Genomic DNA, 20427 nt, shown 5'->3' on the forward strand with positions numbered 1-20427 from the left:
CATTTACGCCTATGAAGCCTTCTATCGTTGCCAAACTGGAAGCCCTGCATGAACGCCATGAAGAAGTTCAGGCGCTGCTCGGGGATGCGGGTACTATCGCAGACCAGGAACGCTTTCGTGCACTGTCGCGCGAATATGCGCAATTAAGCGATGTATCTCGCTGTTTTACGGACTGGCAACAGGTTCAGGAAGATATCGAGACGGCTCAGATGATGCTCGACGATCCTGAAATGCGTGAAATGGCGCAGGATGAACTGCGTGAAGCAAAAGATAAATGCGAGCAGCTGGAGCAACATCTGCAGGTTCTGCTGTTGCCTAAAGATCCTGATGACGAACGTAACGCCTTCCTCGAAGTGCGAGCGGGAACCGGTGGTGATGAGGCCGCGCTGTTTGCCGGCGATCTGTTCCGCATGTACAGTCGTTACGCTGAATCGCGTCGCTGGCGGGTAGAGATCATGAGCGCCAGCGAAGGCGAACATGGCGGGTTTAAAGAAGTCATTGCCAAAATTAGCGGCGAAGGCGTGTACGGTCGACTGAAATTTGAGTCCGGTGGGCATCGTGTGCAGCGCGTACCTGCGACGGAGTCACAGGGCCGTATTCACACTTCTGCCTGTACGGTCGCGGTCATGCCGGAACTGCCGGATGCCGAACTGCCGGACATCAACCCGGCCGATCTGCGTATTGATACCTTCCGTTCATCAGGCGCAGGGGGTCAGCACGTTAACACCACCGACTCCGCAATCCGTATTACCCACTTGCCGACCGGTATCGTAGTGGAATGCCAGGACGAACGTTCGCAGCATAAAAACAAAGCGAAAGCGATGTCGGTGCTGGGGGCGCGAATTCGTGCCGCCGAAGTGGCAAGACGTCAACAGGCCGAAGCCTCTGAGCGTCGCAATCTGTTGGGCAGTGGCGATCGCAGCGATCGCAACCGTACCTATAACTTCCCGCAGGGTCGCGTGACCGATCACCGCATTAACCTGACGCTCTACCGTCTGGATGAAGCGATGGAAGGCAAACTGGATATGCTCATTGAGCCGATTGTCCAGGAATACCAGGCCGACCAACTGGCGGCGTTGTCCGAGCAGGATTAATGGATTATCAGCACTGGCTGCGTGAAGCGATAAGCCAATTACAGGCAAGTGAAAGCCCGCGCCGTGACGCCGAGATTTTGCTCGAGTTTGTTACCGGTAAGGGACGCACCTTTATTTTGGCTTTTGGTGAAACGGTGTTAACCGAGGCGCAGCGTCAACAGCTCGGCACATTACTGGAGCGCCGTCAGCGGGGTGAGCCGGTGGCGCATTTAACCGGCGTGCGGGAGTTCTGGTCGCTGCCGCTGTTTGTGTCTCCGGCTACGCTTATCCCTCGTCCGGATACTGAGTGTCTGGTGGAACAGGCGCTGGCTCGCCTGCCGGCGTCAGCGTGCCGCATTCTCGATTTGGGAACCGGCACGGGCGCCATTGCGCTGGCATTGGCAACCGAACGTCCGGATTGCGCGGTAACGGCGGTTGACCGCATGCCGGATGCTGTTGCGCTGGCCACTCGCAACAAACAGCATCTGGGCATCGACAATGTTTGCGTGCTGCAAAGCAACTGGTTCAGCGCTTTGCAGGGACAGCAGTTTGACATGATTGTCAGCAATCCGCCGTATATCGACGAACAGGATCCGCACCTGGCGCAAGGCGATGTACGCTTTGAACCTCTGTCGGCACTGGTGGCGGGCGATCGGGGACTGGCGGATATTGTGCATATCATTGACCAGTCTCAGCGCGTGTTAACGCCCGGCGGCTATCTGTTGCTGGAACATGGCTGGCAGCAGGGGCAGGCCGTCCGGGACGTCTTTACTCGTGCGGGTTACCAGGCGGTTGAAACCTGCCGTGATTATGGCGGCAACGAGCGAATTACGCTTGGACGCATCCCATCATGAGTACCTTCAGTGTGTTACTCAACATTCATCTCATCAGTATTGCGCTTTCCGTTGGCTTGCTGACGCTGCGTTTTTGGTGGCGTTACACCGACTCGCGTCTTGCCTGCGCACGCTGGACGCGCATTGTGCCACCGGTTGTGGATACCGTTTTATTACTCAGCGGCGTGGCGCTAATGGTTAAAGCGCACATCCTGCCATTCACTGAGCACGGGACATGGCTGACTGAAAAGCTGTTTGGGGTTATCATTTACATCGTTTTGGGTTTTATTGCGCTCGATAATCGTCGGGCGCGCAGTCAGCAGGCGCGATTAGTCGCATTTCCGCTGGCGCTGGTGGTGCTGTACATCATCATTAAACTCGCCACCACAAAAATACCGTTACTGGGGTAAGCATGAGGTCGTTAGCTGATTTCGAATTTAATAAAGCGCCATTGTGTGATGGGATGATCCTGGCGTCGGAGTCTATCCGTCTGGATTTTCCAACACAAACTGTCTACGACGAACTGGAACGTCTGGCCAGTCTGGCGCAAGAAGAAATTAGCCAGCTCCTGTCTCAGGATGAGCAACTGGAAAAACTGCTGGCACTTTTTTACGGCGAATGGGGATTTACGGATACCCACGGCGTCTATCGTCTTTCTGATGCACTCTGGCTTGACCAGGTACTGAAAAATCGGCAGGGCAGCGCCGTGTCTCTGGGGGCAATCTTATTGTGGATTGCCAACAGACTGGAGCTGCCGCTGGTACCGGTGATTTTCCCGACGCAACTGATCCTTCGTATTGAGTCGCTCGATGGCGAAATGTGGCTAATCAATCCATTCAATGGCGAAACGTTAAATGAGCACACGCTGGAAGTGTGGTTGAAGGGGAATATCAGCCCGGTCGCGGAGCTGTTTAACGAAGACCTGGATGAGGCGGATAACGCGGAAGTGATCCGCAAACTGCTCGACACGCTGAAATCATCACTGATGGAAGAGCGGCAAATGGAGCTGGCGCTGCGTGCCAGTGAAGCACTATTGCAGTTTAATCCTGAAGATCCGTATGAAATTCGCGATCGTGGTTTAATATACGCGCAACTCGAGTGCGAACATGTTGCGCTGACAGATTTAAGTTATTTCGTTGAACAGTGTCCGGAAGACCCGATCAGCGAAATGATTCGTGCGCAAATTAATACTATTTCGCACAAACAAATTGTATTGCATTGATTAATCACACTTTACCTACCGTTTAAGGCGATCCTATGAAACAAAAAGTGGTTAGCATTGGCGACATCAACGTGGCAAATGACCTGCCGTTCGTGCTGTTTGGCGGAATGAACGTGCTGGAATCCCGCGATCTGGCGATGCGCATTTGTGAGCACTACGTAACCGTTACTCAAAAGCTGGGTATCCCTTACGTGTTTAAAGCCTCCTTTGATAAAGCCAACCGTTCTTCCATCCACTCTTACCGTGGACCGGGCCTTGAAGAAGGGATGAAAATCTTCCAGGAACTGAAACAGACTTTTGGCGTAAAAGTGATCACCGACGTTCACGAAGCCAGCCAGGCACAGCCTGTTGCTGATGTGGTGGATGTGATTCAGCTTCCGGCATTCCTTGCTCGTCAGACCGATCTGGTGGAAGCGATGGCGAAAACCGGTGCCGTTATCAACGTGAAGAAACCGCAGTTCATCAGCCCGGCTCAGATGGGCAACATCGTGGATAAATTCCATGAAGGCGGCAACGATAAGGTTATTCTGTGCGACCGTGGTGCGAACTTTGGTTATGACAACCTGGTTGTGGACATGCTGGGCTTCAGCGTGATGAAGAAAGTCTCCGGCAACTCACCGGTGATTTTTGACGTTACCCATGCGCTGCAGTGCCGCGATCCGTTTGGCGCAGCAAGCGGCGGTCGTCGTGCGCAGGTTACCGAACTGGCGCGTGCCGGTATGGCGGTTGGTCTGGCAGGTCTGTTTATTGAAGCGCATCCGGATCCAGCCAATGCGAAATGCGATGGTCCATCCGCGCTGCCGCTGGCGAAGCTGGAACAGTTCCTGACGCAGATTAAAGCGATTGATGACCTGGTGAAAAGCTTCGACGAGCTGGATACCGAGAACTAAGAGAATGTGACAGGCCGGAATTTCCCACCGGCCTGCTATTTGAAAAGGGTATAAAGGTCGCCGTCAGGCACCAGACGTGCCATCGATTGTGTTATATCGACAGAAAAGAAAACGGCCCTGAAGCGGACCGTGGGGTACGTCTAAAATAATAATCAGGCAAATATTGTCATCAGATAGGCGATAAACAGTGCCAGATGCGCTGCACCGTTAAGCACATTGGTGCGTCCGGTGGAGAAAGAGATCTGACACAGAACCAGTGATGAAACCATCACAATCATCTCTGGCGCCCCCAGCGCAAACATCAAATCATTCCCGGTTGCCCATGCAATCAGCGTCACCACCGGTACGGTCAGCGAAATTGTGGCTAACACCGAACCGAAGAATAAATTCATTGCCCGCTGCACCTGATTGCTCAGAACCGCTTTCAGTGCGCCCAGTCCTTCAGGCGAGAGGATCAGTAACGCGACCAGGAAACCCGTAAATGCGACTGGCGCATTCAGTTCAGTCAGCAAGGTCTCAAGCGGGCTGGCGTTCATCTTGGTCACGGCGATAACAGCGATCAGATGAATGATAAGCCAGGCGGCGTGCCACATATTGCTGTGCGCTGACGGCTTACCGTGATGCGGGTCGTCGTCGTCACCCTCGTCTTCATGCTCGTAAATGAACAGACTTTGGTGCGTTTTAGTTTGAATCAGCAAAAATACGCCGTACATCGCCGCAGAAATTAACGCCACCAACAGCGCCTGCGCGGTAGTGAAATTTGCCCCCGGCAACGCCATCGGGAATACCAGTACAATAATGGCCAGTGGGAACAGGGCGATTAAATACTGCTTAATACCAAATAGGTTCATATACTGAGTGGCAAATTTACGGCCACCTAATAGTAATGAAAAACCGACCAGACCCCCGGTTACGATCATAATGATTGAATACAGCGTATCGCGCATGAGCGTAGGTGCGGCATCGCCGGTTGCCATTAATGCGGAGATTAAGCTGACTTCAAGAATAACAACGGACAAACTGAGGATCAGCGACCCGTAGGGTTCGCCAAGTCGATGCGCTAATACGTCCGCATGACGGACAACGCTGAATGCGCTGCTTAATATACCAATAAGGGCCAGCGCATTAATACCGATGACCACTGGTAGTGACTGACTGCTCCCCCAGAAGAACAGGACTACCAGCGCCAAAATCGGGAAGACGAGAGAGGTCTCCTTGTGGCGGGTTTTTACCGCCTCATGTGCTTGTGTCATTGCATTAATTCTCCATCTCTGCAGGTATTTATAATTATAAAAAGTATTAAAGAATGTAAAAAATAACAGAAAACGTGGTTTTGTAGGTGACATTTTACGAAATTTTACTACATCACCTGTTTTCCCTCTCAAAGCGGCCAAAAACCAATTTCTTGTTTATAGACTGTTTAATTAACAGAAGGTTAGGTAAAGAAAATTTCTAAAAATGTCCATTATTGGCGTCTCGCCGCATTGTTAACCACACTTAAGGTTTAGCCTAAAAAGAGGAGTTCACAATGCCCTATAAATCTAAAAGCGATCTGCCTGACAGCGTGCAGCACGTTCTGCCAGCCCATGCTCAGGACATTTATAAAGAAGCTTTCAACAGCGCCTGGGAACAGTATAAAGACAAATCTGACCGCCGTGACGATGCCACCCGAGAAGAGACGGCACATAAGGTCGCGTGGGCCGCGGTTAAAAATGATTACCAAAAAGGTGATGATGGTAAATGGCATAAAAAGACGTAACAGTATCAATTATAATGCCTTTATAAACTCGCTTGCATCAGGCGTTAGCGAATCGTGCTACGCCGCGCGGTTACTGGCTTGCAAGCGAGCGGTGAATTGCCTATTGTCCAGCTATTGGTTTCAAAATGAGCAGTAAAAAAGCCCGGAAGGCGTCAAAAAAGTTGTCGCAGGGAAGCAGCAGTGGCGGAGGTGTAAGGTGTTAACGCGTGATTTTTTATTGAATGCCGACTGTAAGACGGCATTTGGTGCTATTGAAGAATCACTACTCTGGTCAGCGGAACAACGTGCAGCCTCACTGGCCGCTACGCTCGCTTGTCGACCAGATGATGGACCGGTGTGGATCTTCGGTTATGGATCGTTGATGTGGAACCCGGCCTTAGAGTTTGAAGAGTCCTGTACCGGCACATTAGTCGGCTGGCACCGTGCATTTTGTCTGCGCCTGACGGCGGGGCGAGGAACGGCGTGTCAGCCAGGCCGCATGCTGGCCCTGAAAGAGGGCGGACGTACCACCGGTGTGGCCTACCGCTTGCCGGACGCGTCGCTGGAACAAGAGCTTTCTCTGTTGTGGAAGCGAGAAATGATCACCGGATGCTATCTGCCGACCTGGTGCCAGCTGGCGCTTGATGACGGCCGTACGGTGAACGCGCTGGTGTTTATTATGGATCCGCGCCATCCGCTGTTTGAGTCAGACACGCGCGCGCAGGTGATCGCGCCGCTTATTGCCGCGGCCAGCGGACCTTTAGGCACCAATGCCCAGTATCTGTTCTCGCTGGAACAAGAGCTGGTCAAGCTGGGGATGCAGGATGATTGTCTTAATGATCTGGTGATCACGGTCAAACGATTGTTGGGAGAGAACCTGCCAGAAGGCGTTATGCGGCCTGGGTTTGCCTGAACCCGGCGTGGAATTGTATGCCCGAAAGCCAGGCGCTTTTCGGGCATGTCACGCTTAGGCTGCAATATAACTTATCGAATGCTCAAGCGACTGACTGTGGCTGTCGATCAGCACGTTCCAGACGCCGGTATAGGGCACGGTCAACCATGCGTTATCACGATCCTGCACGCTTAAGATGTCGGACTGCGTGTCTTTGACGTGATTTTTTTCGCTCATCAGATGGATGTGACAGCGCTCGGAACAGCGCACAACCACCGTATCGCCACCAAATAACTTTAAACTTGCCTTCACTAATGCCATTTTTCACCCCGTTCTTGAAAACAACGTACTTTCTGTCGAAAGTGCTGCGTGATGTTGTTCACATTTTACTCATTGCATAACACCAAAGGGGGAGCAACAGGATGCTGATTTTGATCAAAAAATGGCATAACGATTAAACAAAAGTGACAAAACACCTCAAAAGGGTTGAACGGGCGTGCTAACGTTCAACGAAACCGCGCCCATCAAATATTAAATCCGGAAATTATCGACACTTTCAGTGCGCTTGCCTGAAAACGGTGTATCAGAAGGTCAACACTTTATCTGCAGCCAGCGTCCATTGAGCCAGTTCTACCAGCGTGCCGACGGCCACTCCATCAATTAACGGCAGCGCCGTGATCCCACGACCATCGGTGCAGGTTTTGCATAGTTTTACCGGAACATTTTGCGCTGTCAGGATCTCCAGCATTTGCTGAATATTGTAGCCCTCCGCGGGTTTCTGACCACGTAATCCTGCGGTTACGGCGTCAGACATTAAAAACAGACGCAGGTCGAGAGCGGCTTCCTGTTCGCGCAGGGCGATAGCCAGACGCAGGCTGTTAAATAACGATTCGCTTCCATAAGCCGCTCCGTTCGCGACGATCACTATCTTTTGCATTTTTACTCCTGTTACTGCATGTGAGCGTTAATAACCGACACGTATGTTACACCTATTTCTCAATGCCAGGATAATGCCGAAAAAAGGGGGAGGGGCTGAAAATCAACGCTGAAAACGTTATGGTTTAAGATAAGTATGCCACTGTGGCTAATTGATGTAAGAAACCACTAACGATTTGAGCCGTATTATCTGTTCTTCTCTTGCTATATTCGCACTCTTGCCGCTGGCAGGCGGTACTGCTAACGCGCAGTCGTCCTTTGTGCACCAGGCTGAAAACCCTTTCGATAACAATAGTGATGGCTTGCCCGATCTTGGCATGGCCCCGGAGTCGCGGGCAGGCGAAAAGCATTTTGCCGAAATGGTCAAAGCGTTTGGTGAAGCCAGCATGACTGATAACGGGCTTGATACCGGTGAACAGGCGAAGCAGTTCGCGTTTGGCCAGGTGCGTGATACGGTCAGCGAACAGGTGAATCAGCAACTGGAATCCTGGCTCTCTCCCTGGGGAAACGCCAGCATCGGTTTGCAGGTTGATAACGAAGGCAGTTTTACCGGGAGTCGGGGAAGCTGGTTTGTGCCGTGGCAGGACAATCAACGTTATCTTACCTGGAGCCAGCTAGGAGTGACGCAACAGGACGACGGCTTAGTCAGTAATGCGGGGATTGGGCAACGTTGGGTACGCGACGGTTGGTTACTGGGTTACAACACCTTTTATGACAACTTACTGGATGAAAATCTGCCCCGCGGAGGCCTCGGCGCAGAGGCGTGGGGCGAATATTTGCGCTTATCCGCTAACTATTATCAACCGTTGTCTTCCTGGCAGGATCGTTTTGCAACCCAGCAACAACGGATGGCCCGCGGCTACGATCTGACCGCGCAAATGCGGATGCCGTTCTATCAACACCTCAATACCAGCGTCAGCGTGGAACAGTATTTTGGCGACCGGGTGGATCTATTTCATTCGGGAACCGGGTATCACAATCCGGTGGCGGTGAACCTCGGGCTGAGCTATACACCGGTGCCGCTAATCACGGTGACAGCGCAGCATAAGCAGGGGGAAAGCGGCATCAGCCAGAATAACCTCGGCTTAACCCTTAGTTACCGTTTTGGCGTGCCGTTAAAAAAACAGTTGATGGTCAGTGAGGTGGCGAACAGCCGTTCACTGCGCGGCAGTCGTTATGACGATCCGCAGCGTAACAATTTGCCGACGCTGGAGTATCGCCAGCGTAAAACGCTGTCGGTATTTTTGGCCACGCCACCCTGGGATCTCAAACCGGGAGAGACGGTGGCGTTGAAGCTGCAGGTGCGTAGTTTGCATGGGATCCGCCACCTGACGTGGCAGGGCGATACTCAGGCGTTGAGCTTAACGGCTGGCAGCAATAACCGAAGCGCGCAGGGCTGGACGATTATTATGCCGAAGTGGGACAGCAGAGAAGGTGCGACGAACCGCTGGCGGTTGTCTGTGGTGGTAGAAGATGAGCAGGGCCAGCGTGTCTCTTCCAATGAGATCACGCTATCACTGACCGAACCGTTTACTACCGTTTCGGAAAATGATCCTCGTTAACAATGACGCATGCGCGCGTTATCAGAAAATACGTTCCTGGTGCACCCATACCGCGGCTTCAACACGTGATTTGAGCTTCATTTTCTTCAGCATATGCTTCACGTGAACTTTTACCGTGCTTTCGGTGATGTCCAGGCGGCGGGCGATCATCTTGTTAGGCAGGCCCTGGGCGATGAGCTTAAGAATATCGCGTTCGCGCGGCGTCAGTTGAGTAACATCACGGTCGGACGTTGCACGATTGGCGCGTAGGCTGGCGGCCAGAACCGGCGTTAAGGCTTCGCTCAGCACCATTTCACCGGCAGCCGCTTGCTGCAATGCTTTCAGCAAATCTTCCGGCTCCATATCTTTCAGTAGATAACCGTCGGCACCGCGCTTCAGTGCAGTAACCACGTCTTCTTCATGGTTGGATACGCTAAACACGACGATACGGCCTGACAGTGATTTCTCACGCAGCTTGTCGAGTGTTTCCAGACCGTTCATGCCGGGCATGTTGAGATCAAGAAGGATCAGATCGGGATCAAGGGATTCTGCCAGCTCGATACCCTGCTCACCATTGCTGGCTTCGCCGACAACGGTGATATCGGGCGCCATGCTGACAAGCTGTTTTACACCGGTTCGCAGCATCGGATGATCGTCGATCAACAGGATGGTTGCCGGTTCCAGATTACTCATGGGTATCTCCTTGGACTTCTGTGAAGTTTGTTTCGGGAATAAAAGTGACAGCAACTTCAGTACCGCCTGTCTCGCGACGGCGTACACGGCAATCGCCGCGCAAGCTCTGCGCACGGTCGCGCATGATTATCATGCCGTAGTGGTTACTGCGTTCGGCGTTTTCCGGTACGCCGCAGCCGTTATCTTGCACTGTAAGTTTGATCTGCTTACCATTTTGCACCACCGTCACGACTACTTCATCGGCCTGAGAGTGTTTGAGGGCGTTGCTCAGGGCTTCGCGCGCAATTTGTAGCAGGTGAATCGCCTGATGCGAAGGGACCAGACGCGGTGGCAGCTGATAATCCAGCTTAACCGTAAAGCCAAAACGCGCGCTGTATTCCTGACAGCTGGCTTCCAGCGCCGGTCTCAATCCAGGTTCCGTCAGCTGTAAACGGAAGGTCGTTAACAGCTCGCGCAGTTGCGCCCAGGAGGCGTTTAGCTCGTTACGAATCTGACTGAGCAGCTCGCGGCAGTTATCTGAAAGCGCATCGCCCTGCATCTGCAAACAGCTCACCTGCATCTTCATACAGGAGAGCGATTGTGCAATAGAATCATGAAGTTCGCGCGCAATGGTGGCACGCTCTTCCATCACGATCAACTGCTGCTGACGCTCCTGATGCCTGTCGAGTGCAAGCGTTGCGGTCAGTTGCTCAACCAGGGTATCAACCAGTTGCTGCTGATCGTGGCTGAGATGGCGTCCGTACGGCAAAGTCGCGAGCAGGATACCATACTGAGTATGGGCGTCGGTTAGCCGCCATTTCAGTGTGATACCGCCGTCAATGGCGGGTAGCGTACCGCGCGGACACAAATGGCAGCCTTTCTCATCACAGCTGACATTGGACTGGCAGGTAAATTCCTGATGATTATCTTCATCTTCCAGGTCATAGACCCGCAGTTCAATATCATGCAGCAGGGTCAAATTTTGCAGACCGTTCAGTACCGGAGAGAGGCGTTCGCACAACGGCACCTGAGAGTGCAGGCGGCGGTTGGCTTGCCACAGGAAAGAGAGGATCTGATTTTTGTGCTCCAGACCCGCCGTTTTCTCCTGTACCCGCTGTTCCAGCACCGCGTAACTTTCGGCCAGTTCTTCCGACATATTATTCAGCGCCGAGCCCAGCGCTGCCATCTCATTACGCCCACTGATATGTGCGCGTTGGGTAAAATCACGTTGACTGACGGCTCGCGCCATCGCCAGCAGTTGTTTCCACGGCTGTAACAGGCGCACGCGTAGCCAGATAATGGTGAAGACCAGCAGCAATGCCATAAATACGGCCATCAGGCGATGCAGCAGAACGACGCGTTCAATGCGTAACTCGGTGGTATGGTCAAAGGCGGTGACCAGCTTATCCAGTCCGCCCACAAAGCGCCTGACATCCTGCGCTACCGCATCAGGCGTTTGTGCATGCGCAAGCCCCGGTGCCAGTTTGGTGTGCCAGTAATCCTGTAAGGCTTTTAATTGCGCCTGTTGTCCGTCACGCTGCGCGGCACGCGTCAATTCCGGGCTAAACGCCGTTTGCTCCATTTCATCCAGCAGTGGTTGATCGTTGGCGTCCAGCGGTATGGCCGCCAGCAGGCGATAGCTTTGCATGCGTAGCGATCCCGCTTTGTTGATTGCATGCGCGCTACCCTGAACGCCCTGAACCAGCCAGCCAGAGACTGCCATACCCGCCACGCCGATGGCAGTAGACAATAAAACAATCAGCGCCACCTGGTTGACCAGCGTAAGCGGGGAAAGACAACGTTTAAACATGGTGACTTGTTCCTTCGGGTTTTCGTAAAACCGAAAACCTTATTGAATGACGATTCTGCTGCAGGCAGTGGCGTTATTCTCGGCGATACACTGGAGTATACCCATACCTCAAACGGGCTACCCCTTAATTGCCGCCAGAGGGAGAGATCCTAAACGAGGGGGAGTAGGGGACGACAGAAGCGTGAAAAACCACATCTTTTTTACCGAAGTTATGTACTCATTTAGGATGATGATAAATTTCAGGCATCAATAATGACACCTTTTCCTTTGATTTATATCAACTTACCTCCAGCTGTAAACCCTAATGTGGCAGGCATCGAAACAAGTATCAGAGGTGTCTATGAGTCACTCATCTGCCCCGGAAAGGGCATCTGGAGCTGTAATTACTGAATGGCGGCCGGAAGATCCCGCCTTCTGGCAGCAGCGTGGTCATCGAATCGCCAGCCGTAACCTGTGGATTTCCGTCCCTTGTTTGCTGCTGGCGTTTTGCGTGTGGATGTTATTTAGCGCCGTGGCGGTGAACTTACCGAAAGTCGGATTTGATTTCACCACTGAACAACTGTTCATGCTGACGGCATTACCTTCGGTGTCCGGCGCGCTGCTGCGTGTACCGTACTCCTTTATGGTCCCCCTGTTTGGTGGACGTCGCTGGACGGCGTTCAGCACCGGTATCCTGATCATTCCTTGCGTATGGCTAGGTTTTGCGGTGCAGGATACCTCCACGCCATTTAGTACCTTTATCATTATCTCCCTGTTGTGCGGTTTTGCCGGTGCGAACTTTGCCTCCAGCATGGCAAACATCAGCTTCTTCTTTCCAAAACAGAAACAGGGCGGCGCGCTGGGTCTGAACGGTGGTTTGGGTAACATGGGCGTCAGCGTGATGCAGTTGGTCGCTCCGCTGGTGGTTTCACTGTCAATCTTTGCCGCATTTGGCAGCCAGGGTGTTGAACAACCGGATGGTACGCAGCTGTATCTGGCAAACGCTGCATGGATTTGGGTCCCGTTCCTGGCTGTATTAACTCTGGCCGCATGGTTTGGTATGAATGAACTGGCAACCTCAAAAGCTTCGCTGAAAGAGCAGCTGCCGGTGCTGAAACGCGGGCACCTGTGGATTATGAGCCTGCTGTATCTGGCAACCTTCGGTTCATTTATCGGTTTCTCTGCCGGTTTCGCGATGCTGTCAAAAACGCAGTTTCCTGAGGTACAGATCCTGCATTACGCCTTCTTTGGACCGTTGATTGGCGCTCTGGCTCGTTCAGCAGGCGGCGCAATCTCTGACCGACTGGGGGGGACCCGCGTAACGCTGGTGAACTTCGTGCTGATGGCTATTTTCAGTGCCTTACTGTTCCTGACGCTGCCATCAAACGGTGTCGGTGGCAACTTTATCGCCTTCTTTGCGGTGTTCCTGGCGCTGTTCCTGACGGCTGGTCTGGGGAGTGGTTCAACCTTCCAGATGATCTCTGTTATCTTTCGCAAGCTGACGATGGACAGAGTGAAAGCTGAAGGCGGTTCAGAAGAGAAAGCGATGCGCGAGGCGGCGACCGACACCGCGGCGGCGCTGGGTTTTATCTCAGCTATTGGTGCGATCGGTGGCTTCTTTATCCCGAAAGCATTCGGTACGTCCCTGGCATTAACTGGCTCTCCGGTCGATGCGATGAAAGTATTCCTGATCTTCTATGTCGCCTGTGTGGTTATCACCTGGGCGGTGTACGGACGTCATTCTAAAAAGTAAAAAAGTAGTAACTGTTGATTATCCATTGCGCGGTGTTAGACCGCGCTTTTTTTTGCCCGCCATTAGTTACAACATACTTTTATATTGTGACGCGACAACAGCCTGTTAGAACGGTGCTCGTAATATGCTAAACAGGGGGGATACCCCTTAATACCCACTTATAAAGAATTTAACATTTGTATGATAAGTGAGTTTAAAAAACTCAATAAAATTCAATATGTTGATTGATTTATCGATATCCCACTAAGGGGGTATGTGAAAATCGACCCTTAATTTTCATCCCTGCCTGCCTTGATCGTTATCAATTCTCACGCCCTTTCAGAGCGTTACCTTCGCTCTCAATCAAGCAATGTCGATTTATCAGAGAGCCGTCAGGCTCCTACAGGAGAAAACCGATGAGTAAATTCCTGGACCGGTTTCGCTACTTCAAGCAGAAGGGCGAAACCTTTGCCGATGGGCACGGCCAGCTTCTCAATACCAACAGGGACTGGGAGGATGGATACCGCCAGCGTTGGCAGCATGACAAAATCGTGCGTTCAACCCACGGTGTAAACTGCACTGGCTCATGCAGCTGGAAAATCTATGTGAAAAATGGTCTGGTGACCTGGGAAACCCAGCAAACTGACTACCCACGCACTCGTCCAGATATGCCCAACCACGAGCCTCGCGGCTGCCCGCGTGGTGCAAGCTATTCATGGTATCTCTACAGCGCTAACCGTCTGAAATACCCGCTGATGCGTAAACGTCTGATGAAGATGTGGCGTGAAGCAAAAAGACTGCACAGCGATCCGGTAGATGCATGGGCATCCATTATCGAAGACGCCGATAAAGCAAAAAGCTTCAAACAAGCGCGTGGTCGTGGTGGATTCGTTCGTTCTTCCTGGCAGGAAGTGAATGAGCTGATTGCCGCATCTAACGTTTACACCATCAAAACCTATGGTCCTGACCGCGTCGCAGGCTTCTCGCCGATCCCCGCGATGTCGATGGTTTCTTATGCGTCCGGCGCACGTTATATGTCGCTGATTGGCGGGACCTGCCTGAGCTTCTATGACTGGTACTGTGACCTGCCGCCAGCTTCCCCGCAGACCTGGGGCGAGCAGACCGACGTACCGGAATCTGCCGACTGGTATAACTCCAGCTACATTCTGGCATGGGGCTCTAACGTACCGCAGACCCGTACCCCGGATGCGCACTTCTTTACTGAAGTTCGTTACAAAGGCACCAAAACAGTAGCAATTACCCCGGACTACGCAGAAATCGCCAAACTGTGCGACCTGTGGCTGGCTCCGAAGCAGGGAACCGATGCGGCGATGGCAATGGCGATGGGTCATGTCATGCTGCGCGAGTTCCACCTCGATAACCCGAGCCAATATTTCACCGACTACGTTCGTCGTTATACCGACATGCCAATGCTGGTGATGCTCGAAGAGCGCGACGGCTACTATGCTGCTGGTCGTATGCTGCGTGCTGCGGATCTGGTTGACTCTCTGGGCCAGGAAAATAACCCGGAATGGAAAACTGTCGCTATCAACAGCAACGGCGAAATGGTTGCGCCGAACGGTTCAATTGGTTTCCGTTGGGGCGAAAAAGGCAAATGGAACCTTGAGCAGCGCGACGGCACGTCCGGTGATGAAACTGAACTGCAGCTCAGCCTGCTGGGTAGCCAGGATGATATCGCTGAAGTGGGCTTCCCGTACTTTGGTGGCGAAGGCACCGAGCACTTCAGCAAAGTCGAACTGGAAAACATTCTGCTGCATAAATTGCCCGTTAAACGCCTGCAACTGGCCGATGGCTCTACGGCGCTGGTGACCACCGTTTACGATCTGACTATGGCTAACTACGGCCTGGAACGTGGTCTGAACGATGAAAACTGCGCGACCAGCTACGATGACGTGAAAGCGTACACGCCAGCGTGGGCAGAAAAAATTACAGGCGTATCACGTTCTCAGATTGTGCGCATTGCCCGTGAATTTGCGGATAACGCAGATAAAACGCACGGTCGTTCGATGATTATCGTCGGCGCCGGTTTGAACCACTGGTACCACCTCGATATGAACTATCGTGGCCTGATCAATATGCTGGTGTTCTGTGGCTGTATCGGCCAGAGCGGCGGCGGCTGGGCCCACTACGTAGGGCAGGAAAAACTGCGTCCGCAAACCGGCTGGCAGCCGCTTGCGTTTGCTCTTGACTGGCAGCGTCCGCCTCGTCATATGAACAGCACCTCCTACTTCTATAACCACTCCAGCCAATGGCGCTATGAGACGGTGACTGCGCAGGAACTGCTGTCCCCGATGGCAGACAAATCCCGCTATAGCGGTCATTTGATTGACTTTAACGTTCGCGCTGAACGTATGGGCTGGTTACCGTCGGCGCCGCAGTTAGGGACTAACCCGCTGTATATCGCGAAAGAAGCGCAGAAAGCAGGTATGACGCCGGTGGACTACACCGTTAAATCCCTGAAAGAAGGTTCTATTCGCTTTGCGGCAGAGCAGCCGGAAAACGGTAAAAACCATCCGCGTAACCTGTTTATCTGGCGTTCAAACCTACTCGGTTCTTCCGGTAAAGGCCACGAGTACATGCTCAAGTATCTGCTGGGTACTGAACATGGTATTCAGGGCAAAGATCTCGGCCAGCAGAGCGGCGTGAAGCCAGAAGAAGTGGAATGGCAGGATAACGGACTGGACGGCAAACTGGATCTGGTCGTTACGCTGGACTTCCGCCTGTCGAGTACCTGTCTGTATTCCGATATCGTGCTGCCGACCGCTACCTGGTATGAAAAAGACGACATGAATACCTCGGATATGCATCCGTTTATTCATCCTCTGTCTGCGGCCGTTGACCCGGCCTGGGAATCGAAGAGCGACTGGGAAATCTATAAAGCCATCGCCAAGAAATTCTCTGAAGTTTGTGTGGGCCACCTCGGTAAAGAAACCGACGTCGTTACGCTGCCGATTCAGCACGACTCCGCCGCTGAACTGGCGCAGCCGCTGGACGTGAAGGACTGGAAAAAAGGGGAATGCGACCTGATTCCAGGTGTTACGGCACCGCACATCATGACCGTTGAGCGTGATTATCCGGCAACGTACGAGCGTTTCACCTCCATCGGTCCGCTGATGGAAAAAATCGGTAACGGCGGTAAAGGGATTGCCTGGAACACCCAGAGCGAAATGGATCTGCTGCGTAAGCTCAACTACACCAAGGCTGACGGTCCGGCGAAAGGCCAACCGATGCTGGATACCGCAATTGATGCTGCTGAGATGATCCTGACGCTGGCTCCGGAAACTAACGGTCAGGTTGCCGTTAAAGCCTGGGCGGCGCTGAGTGAATTTACCGGTCGTGACCATACGCATCTGGCGCTGAATAAAGAAGACGAAAAAATTCGTTTCCGTGACATCCAGGCGCAGCCGCGCAAAATTATCTCCAGTCCGACCTGGTCAGGTCTGGAAGATGAACATGTGTCTTATAACGCCGGTTATACCAACGTTCATGAGCTGATCCCATGGCGTACGCTGTCTGGTCGCCAGCAGTTGTATCAGGATCACCAGTGGATGCGTGACTTCGGTGAGAGCCTGCTGGTGTATCGTCCGCCAATCGACACCCGTTCGGTGAAAGCGGTGATCGGCGAGAAATCTAACGGTAACCCGGAAAAAGCGCTCAACTTCCTGACGCCGCACCAGAAATGGGGTATCCACTCCACCTACAGCGACAACCTGCTGATGCTGACGCTGTCTCGCGGTGGTCCGATTGTGTGGATGAGCGAAGTTGATGCGAAGGATCTGGGTATCGAAGATAACGACTGGATCGAAGTCTTCAACAGCAACGGGGCGCTGACGGCGCGTGCAGTTGTCAGCCAGCGTGTGCCGGCCGGGATGACCATGATGTACCACGCGCAGGAACGTATTGTTAACCTGCCGGGTTCTGAAATCACCCAGCAGCGCGGCGGGATCCACAACTCGGTAACTCGTATTACGCCGAAACCAACTCACATGATCGGTGGTTATGCGCAACTGGCATACGGCTTTAACTACTACGGTACCGTCGGTTCAAACCGCGATGAGTTCGTAGTTGTACGTAAGATGAAGAACATTAACTGGTTGGATGGCGAAGGCAATGACCAGGTACAGGAGAGCGTAAAATGAAAATTCGTTCACAAGTCGGCATGGTGCTGAATCTCGATAAGTGCATCGGCTGCCACACCTGTTCAGTGACCTGTAAAAACGTCTGGACCAGCCGTGAGGGTATGGAGTACGCCTGGTTCAACAACGTCGAAAGTAAGCCTGGCGTTGGCTTCCCGAACGACTGGGAAAACCAGGAAAAATGGAAGGGCGGTTGGATCCGTAAAATCAACGGCAAACTGCAGCCGCGCATGGGTAACAAAGCACTGCTGCTGGGTAAAATCTTTGCTAACCCGCATCTGCCGGGCATGGATGATTACTATGAGCCGTTTGATTTTGACTACCAAACGTTGCACAACGCCCCAGCAGACAGTAAGGCGCAGCCGATTGCCCGTCCGCGTTCGCTGATCACCGGTCAGCGGATGGATAAAATCACCAGCGGTCCGAACTGGGAAGAAATTCTGGGGGGCGAGTTCGAAAAACGCGCCAAAGACCAGAACTTCGAAAACATGCAGAAGGCGATGTACGGTCAGTTCGAAAATACCTTCATGATGTATCTGCCGCGTTTGTGTGAGCATTGCCTTAACCCGGCGTGCGTGGCGACCTGCCCAAGCGGCGCTATCTACAAGCGTGAAGAAGATGGCATCGTGCTGATCGACCAGGATAAATGCCGCGGTTGGCGTATGTGTATCACTGGCTGCCCGTATAAGAAGATCTACTTCAACTGGAAGAGCGGGAAATCTGAGAAGTGCATTTTCTGCTACCCGCGTATCGAAGCCGGTCAGCCGACCGTTTGTTCCGAAACCTGCGTAGGCCGTATTCGTTACCTCGGCGTACTGCTGTACGACGCAGATGCGATTGAAAGTGCGGCAAGCACGGAGCACGAGAAAGATCTGTATCAGCGTCAACTGGACGTGTTCCTCGATCCAAACGATCCGGCTGTTATTGAACAAGCGCTGAAAGATGGTATTCCGTTGAGCGTCATTGATGCTGCACAGCAGTCGCCGGTTTACAAAATGGCGATGGACTGGAAGCTGGCGCTGCCGCTGCATCCGGAATACCGCACGCTACCGATGGTCTGGTACGTGCCGCCTTTGTCACCGATCCAGTCTGCCGCCGATGCGGGTGAGCTGGGCAGCAACGGTATTCTGCCGGACGTTGACAGTCTGCGTATCCCGGTTCAGTACCTGGCGAACCTGCTGACCGCAGGCGACACTCAGCCGGTACTGTTGGCGCTGAAACGTATGCTTGCGATGCGTCACTACAAACGTGCGGAAACCGTTGACGGTAAAATTGATACCCGTGCGCTGGAAGAGGTGGGCTTAAGCGAAGCGCAGGCACAGGAAATGTATCGTTATCTGGCGATTGCTAACTACGAAGATCGTTTCGTGGTACCGAGCAGCCATCGTGAACTGGCGCGTGACGCGTTCCCGGAGAAAAGCGGTTGTGGCTTTACCTTCGGTGACGGTTGCCACGGTTCTGATACTAAATTCAATCTGTTCAACAGCCGCCGCATCGACGCTGTCGATGTGACCAGCAAAACGGAGCCGCACCAATGATTGAACTTGTCATTGTTTCGCGTCTGCTCGAGTACCCGGATGCTGCCTTGTGGCAGCATCAGCAGGAACTTTTCGATGCACTCGCGTCATCTGAGAACCTGGATAAAGAGGATGCCCAGACTCTGGGCATTTTCCTGCGCGATCTCACCGCGCAGGACATGCTGGATGTGCAGGCAAGCTATAGCGAACTGTTTGACCGTGGCCGCGCCACCTCGTTGTTGCTGTTTGAACATGTACACGGCGAGTCCCGCGATCGTGGTCAGGCTATGGTTGACCTGATGGCGCAGTATGAACAGCACGGTCTGCAGCTCGACAGCCGCGAACTTCCCGATCATCTGCCGCTGTATCTGGAATACCTTGCGCAGTTGCCGAAAAGCGAAGCATTAGGGGGGTTACAGGATATTGCGCCGATTCTGGCGCTGCTCAGCGCTCGCTTGCAACAGCGTGAAAGCCGTTATGCGGTGCTGTTCGATCTGCTGTTAAAACTGGCGAATACCGTTATCGACAGCGATAAAGTGGCTGAAAAAATTGCAGATGAAGCGCGTGACGATACCCCACAAGCGCTGGATGCGGTCTGGGAAGAAGAGCAGGTGAAATTCTTCGCCGATCAGGGGTGTGGTGAGTCGGAAATTTCCGCTCACCAGCGTCGTTTTGCCGGGGCTGTTGCGCCGCAGTATCTGAATATCACCACCGGAGGACAGCAATAATGCACTTCCTGAATACGTTCTTCTTTGACATCTATCCATACATCGCGGGTTCTGTCTTTCTGATTGGCAGTTGGCTGCGTTATGACTATGGGCAGTATACCTGGCGCGCGGCTTCCAGTCAGATGCTGGATCGCAAAGGGATGAACCTGGCGTCAAACCTGTTCCACATCGGGATCCTGGGGATTTTTGCCGGGCACTTCCTTGGCATGCTGACACCACACTGGATGTATGAAGCGTGGCTGCCGCTTGAAGTGAAACAAAAGATGGCGATGTTCGCGGGTGGTGCCAGTGGTGTGATGTGTTTGATTGGCGGCGTTCTGCTGCTGAAACGCCGCCTGTTCAGCCCACGTGTGCGGGCGACCACTACCGGAGCGGACATTCTGATCCTCTCCCTGCTGGTGATCCAGTGCGCTCTGGGCCTGCTGACCATTCCGTTCTCCGCCCAGCATATGGACGGCAGCGAGATGATGAAGCTGGTGAACTGGGCGCAGACAGTGGTGACCTTCCAGGGTGGTGCGTCTCAATATCTGGATGGCGTTGCGTTCATTTTCCGTATGCACCTGGTGCTGGGTATGACGCTGTTCCTGTTGTTCCCGTTCTCGCGTCTGGTGCACATATGGAGCGTTCCGGTCGAATATCTGACGCGCAAATACCAGATTGTTCGTGCGCGTCATTAATCGGTTATCTGTGTAAGACAAAACCCCGCT

18 protein-coding genes are annotated in these 20427 nt (G+C 53.0%); 13 read left to right on the plus strand and 5 right to left on the minus strand.

The window, feature by feature from the left end; translation table 11 throughout:
* Positions 1 to 11 precede the first annotated feature (11 nt).
* Genes prfA through kdsA form a run of 5 tightly spaced genes read left to right on the plus strand, consistent with a single transcriptional unit; the run spans position 12 to position 4018 of the window.
* Positions 12 to 1094, plus strand: coding sequence for a peptide chain release factor 1 (gene prfA / locus HV243_RS11270; protein ID WP_016153293.1), 1083 nt, complete (start codon positions 12 to 14; stop codon positions 1092 to 1094).
* Positions 1094 to 1927, plus strand: a complete 834-nt coding sequence (gene prmC, locus HV243_RS11275) for a peptide chain release factor N(5)-glutamine methyltransferase (protein ID WP_047358967.1) — start codon at positions 1094 to 1096, stop codon at positions 1925 to 1927. Before prfA ends, prmC begins: the two co-directional genes overlap by 1 nt.
* A complete protein-coding gene (gene sirB2 / locus HV243_RS11280; RefSeq protein ID WP_053389598.1) occupies positions 1924 to 2316 on the plus strand; it encodes an invasion regulator SirB2 in 393 nt (130 codons plus the stop codon). The genes prmC and sirB2 overlap by 4 nt, the downstream gene beginning before the upstream one ends.
* 2 nt (positions 2317 to 2318) lie before the next feature.
* A complete protein-coding gene (sirB1, locus tag HV243_RS11285; protein ID WP_053389597.1) occupies positions 2319 to 3128 on the plus strand; it encodes an invasion regulator SirB1 in 810 nt (269 codons plus the stop codon).
* A 35-nt stretch (positions 3129 to 3163) separates the two neighbouring features.
* Positions 3164 to 4018, plus strand: coding sequence for a 3-deoxy-8-phosphooctulonate synthase (kdsA, locus tag HV243_RS11290; protein WP_016156739.1), 855 nt, complete (start codon positions 3164 to 3166; stop codon positions 4016 to 4018).
* A 152-nt stretch (positions 4019 to 4170) separates the two neighbouring features.
* Here kdsA and chaA read toward each other — a convergent pair whose 3' ends face one another.
* Positions 4171 to 5271 (minus strand): sodium-potassium/proton antiporter ChaA, encoded by a 1101-nt coding sequence (chaA, locus tag HV243_RS11295; RefSeq protein WP_049269389.1) that lies wholly within the window; start codon positions 5269 to 5271, stop codon positions 4171 to 4173.
* 275 nt (positions 5272 to 5546) lie between these two features.
* Between chaA and chaB the strand changes: the two genes are divergently transcribed.
* Positions 5547 to 5777, plus strand: coding sequence for a putative cation transport regulator ChaB (gene chaB / locus HV243_RS11300; protein ID WP_016153288.1), 231 nt, complete (start codon positions 5547 to 5549; stop codon positions 5775 to 5777).
* Positions 5778 to 5973: 196 nt separating this feature from the next.
* The gene (locus HV243_RS11305) at positions 5974 to 6669 is read left to right on the plus strand and encodes a gamma-glutamylcyclotransferase (protein WP_016156738.1); all 696 of its coding nucleotides are present in this window, start codon (positions 5974 to 5976) and stop codon (positions 6667 to 6669) included.
* A 54-nt stretch (positions 6670 to 6723) separates the two neighbouring features.
* Here HV243_RS11305 and HV243_RS11310 read toward each other — a convergent pair whose 3' ends face one another.
* Both HV243_RS11310 and HV243_RS11315 read right to left on the minus strand, forming a co-directional pair.
* Positions 6724 to 6969 (minus strand): DUF1883 domain-containing protein, encoded by a 246-nt coding sequence (locus HV243_RS11310; RefSeq protein WP_003833405.1) that lies wholly within the window; start codon positions 6967 to 6969, stop codon positions 6724 to 6726.
* Positions 6970 to 7231: 262 nt separating this feature from the next.
* Entirely contained in the window at positions 7232 to 7585 is a 354-nt protein-coding gene (locus HV243_RS11315; protein ID WP_049042858.1) for a DsrE/DsrF/TusD sulfur relay family protein, read from the minus strand.
* 175 nt (positions 7586 to 7760) lie between these two features.
* Here HV243_RS11315 and HV243_RS11320 point away from each other — a divergent pair, with 175 nt between their 5' ends.
* Positions 7761 to 9146, plus strand: coding sequence for a YchO/YchP family invasin (locus tag HV243_RS11320; protein ID WP_072161095.1), 1386 nt, complete (start codon positions 7761 to 7763; stop codon positions 9144 to 9146).
* Between the two features lie 21 nt (positions 9147 to 9167).
* Here HV243_RS11320 and narL read toward each other — a convergent pair whose 3' ends face one another.
* Complete coding sequence (gene narL, locus HV243_RS11325; RefSeq protein WP_003020756.1) at positions 9168 to 9818, minus strand: two-component system response regulator NarL; 651 nt, start codon at positions 9816 to 9818, stop codon at positions 9168 to 9170.
* A complete protein-coding gene (narX, locus tag HV243_RS11330) occupies positions 9811 to 11607 on the minus strand; it encodes a nitrate/nitrite two-component system sensor histidine kinase NarX (protein ID WP_053390081.1) in 1797 nt (598 codons plus the stop codon). The genes narL and narX overlap by 8 nt, the downstream gene beginning before the upstream one ends.
* A gap of 340 nt (positions 11608 to 11947) precedes the next feature.
* Here narX and HV243_RS11335 point away from each other — a divergent pair, with 340 nt between their 5' ends.
* The 5 genes from HV243_RS11335 to narI all read left to right on the plus strand — a co-directional run bounded on the left by HV243_RS11335 (position 11948) and on the right by narI (position 20397).
* Positions 11948 to 13339 carry a NarK family nitrate/nitrite MFS transporter gene (locus HV243_RS11335; protein WP_016153284.1) on the plus strand — a complete coding sequence of 464 codons (1392 nt, stop codon included), beginning with the start codon at positions 11948 to 11950 and terminating at the stop codon, positions 13337 to 13339.
* Positions 13340 to 13734: 395 nt separating this feature from the next.
* Positions 13735 to 17478, plus strand: coding sequence for a nitrate reductase subunit alpha (locus tag HV243_RS11340; RefSeq protein WP_047358964.1), 3744 nt, complete (start codon positions 13735 to 13737; stop codon positions 17476 to 17478).
* Positions 17475 to 19013: a nitrate reductase subunit beta gene (gene narH, locus HV243_RS11345; protein ID WP_053390080.1), complete on the plus strand. Its 1539-nt coding sequence runs from the start codon at positions 17475 to 17477 to the stop codon at positions 19011 to 19013. Before HV243_RS11340 ends, narH begins: the two co-directional genes overlap by 4 nt.
* Positions 19010 to 19720: a nitrate reductase molybdenum cofactor assembly chaperone gene (narJ, locus tag HV243_RS11350; RefSeq protein ID WP_016153282.1), complete on the plus strand. Its 711-nt coding sequence runs from the start codon at positions 19010 to 19012 to the stop codon at positions 19718 to 19720. The genes narH and narJ overlap by 4 nt, the downstream gene beginning before the upstream one ends.
* Entirely contained in the window at positions 19720 to 20397 is a 678-nt protein-coding gene (gene narI, locus HV243_RS11355) for a respiratory nitrate reductase subunit gamma (protein WP_016153281.1), read from the plus strand. The genes narJ and narI overlap by 1 nt, the downstream gene beginning before the upstream one ends.
* Positions 20398 to 20427 lie beyond the last annotated feature (30 nt).

The sequence above is a fragment of the Citrobacter sp. RHBSTW-00599 genome, from assembly GCF_013784065.1.
Lineage (GTDB): Bacteria > Pseudomonadota > Gammaproteobacteria > Enterobacterales > Enterobacteriaceae > Citrobacter > Citrobacter braakii.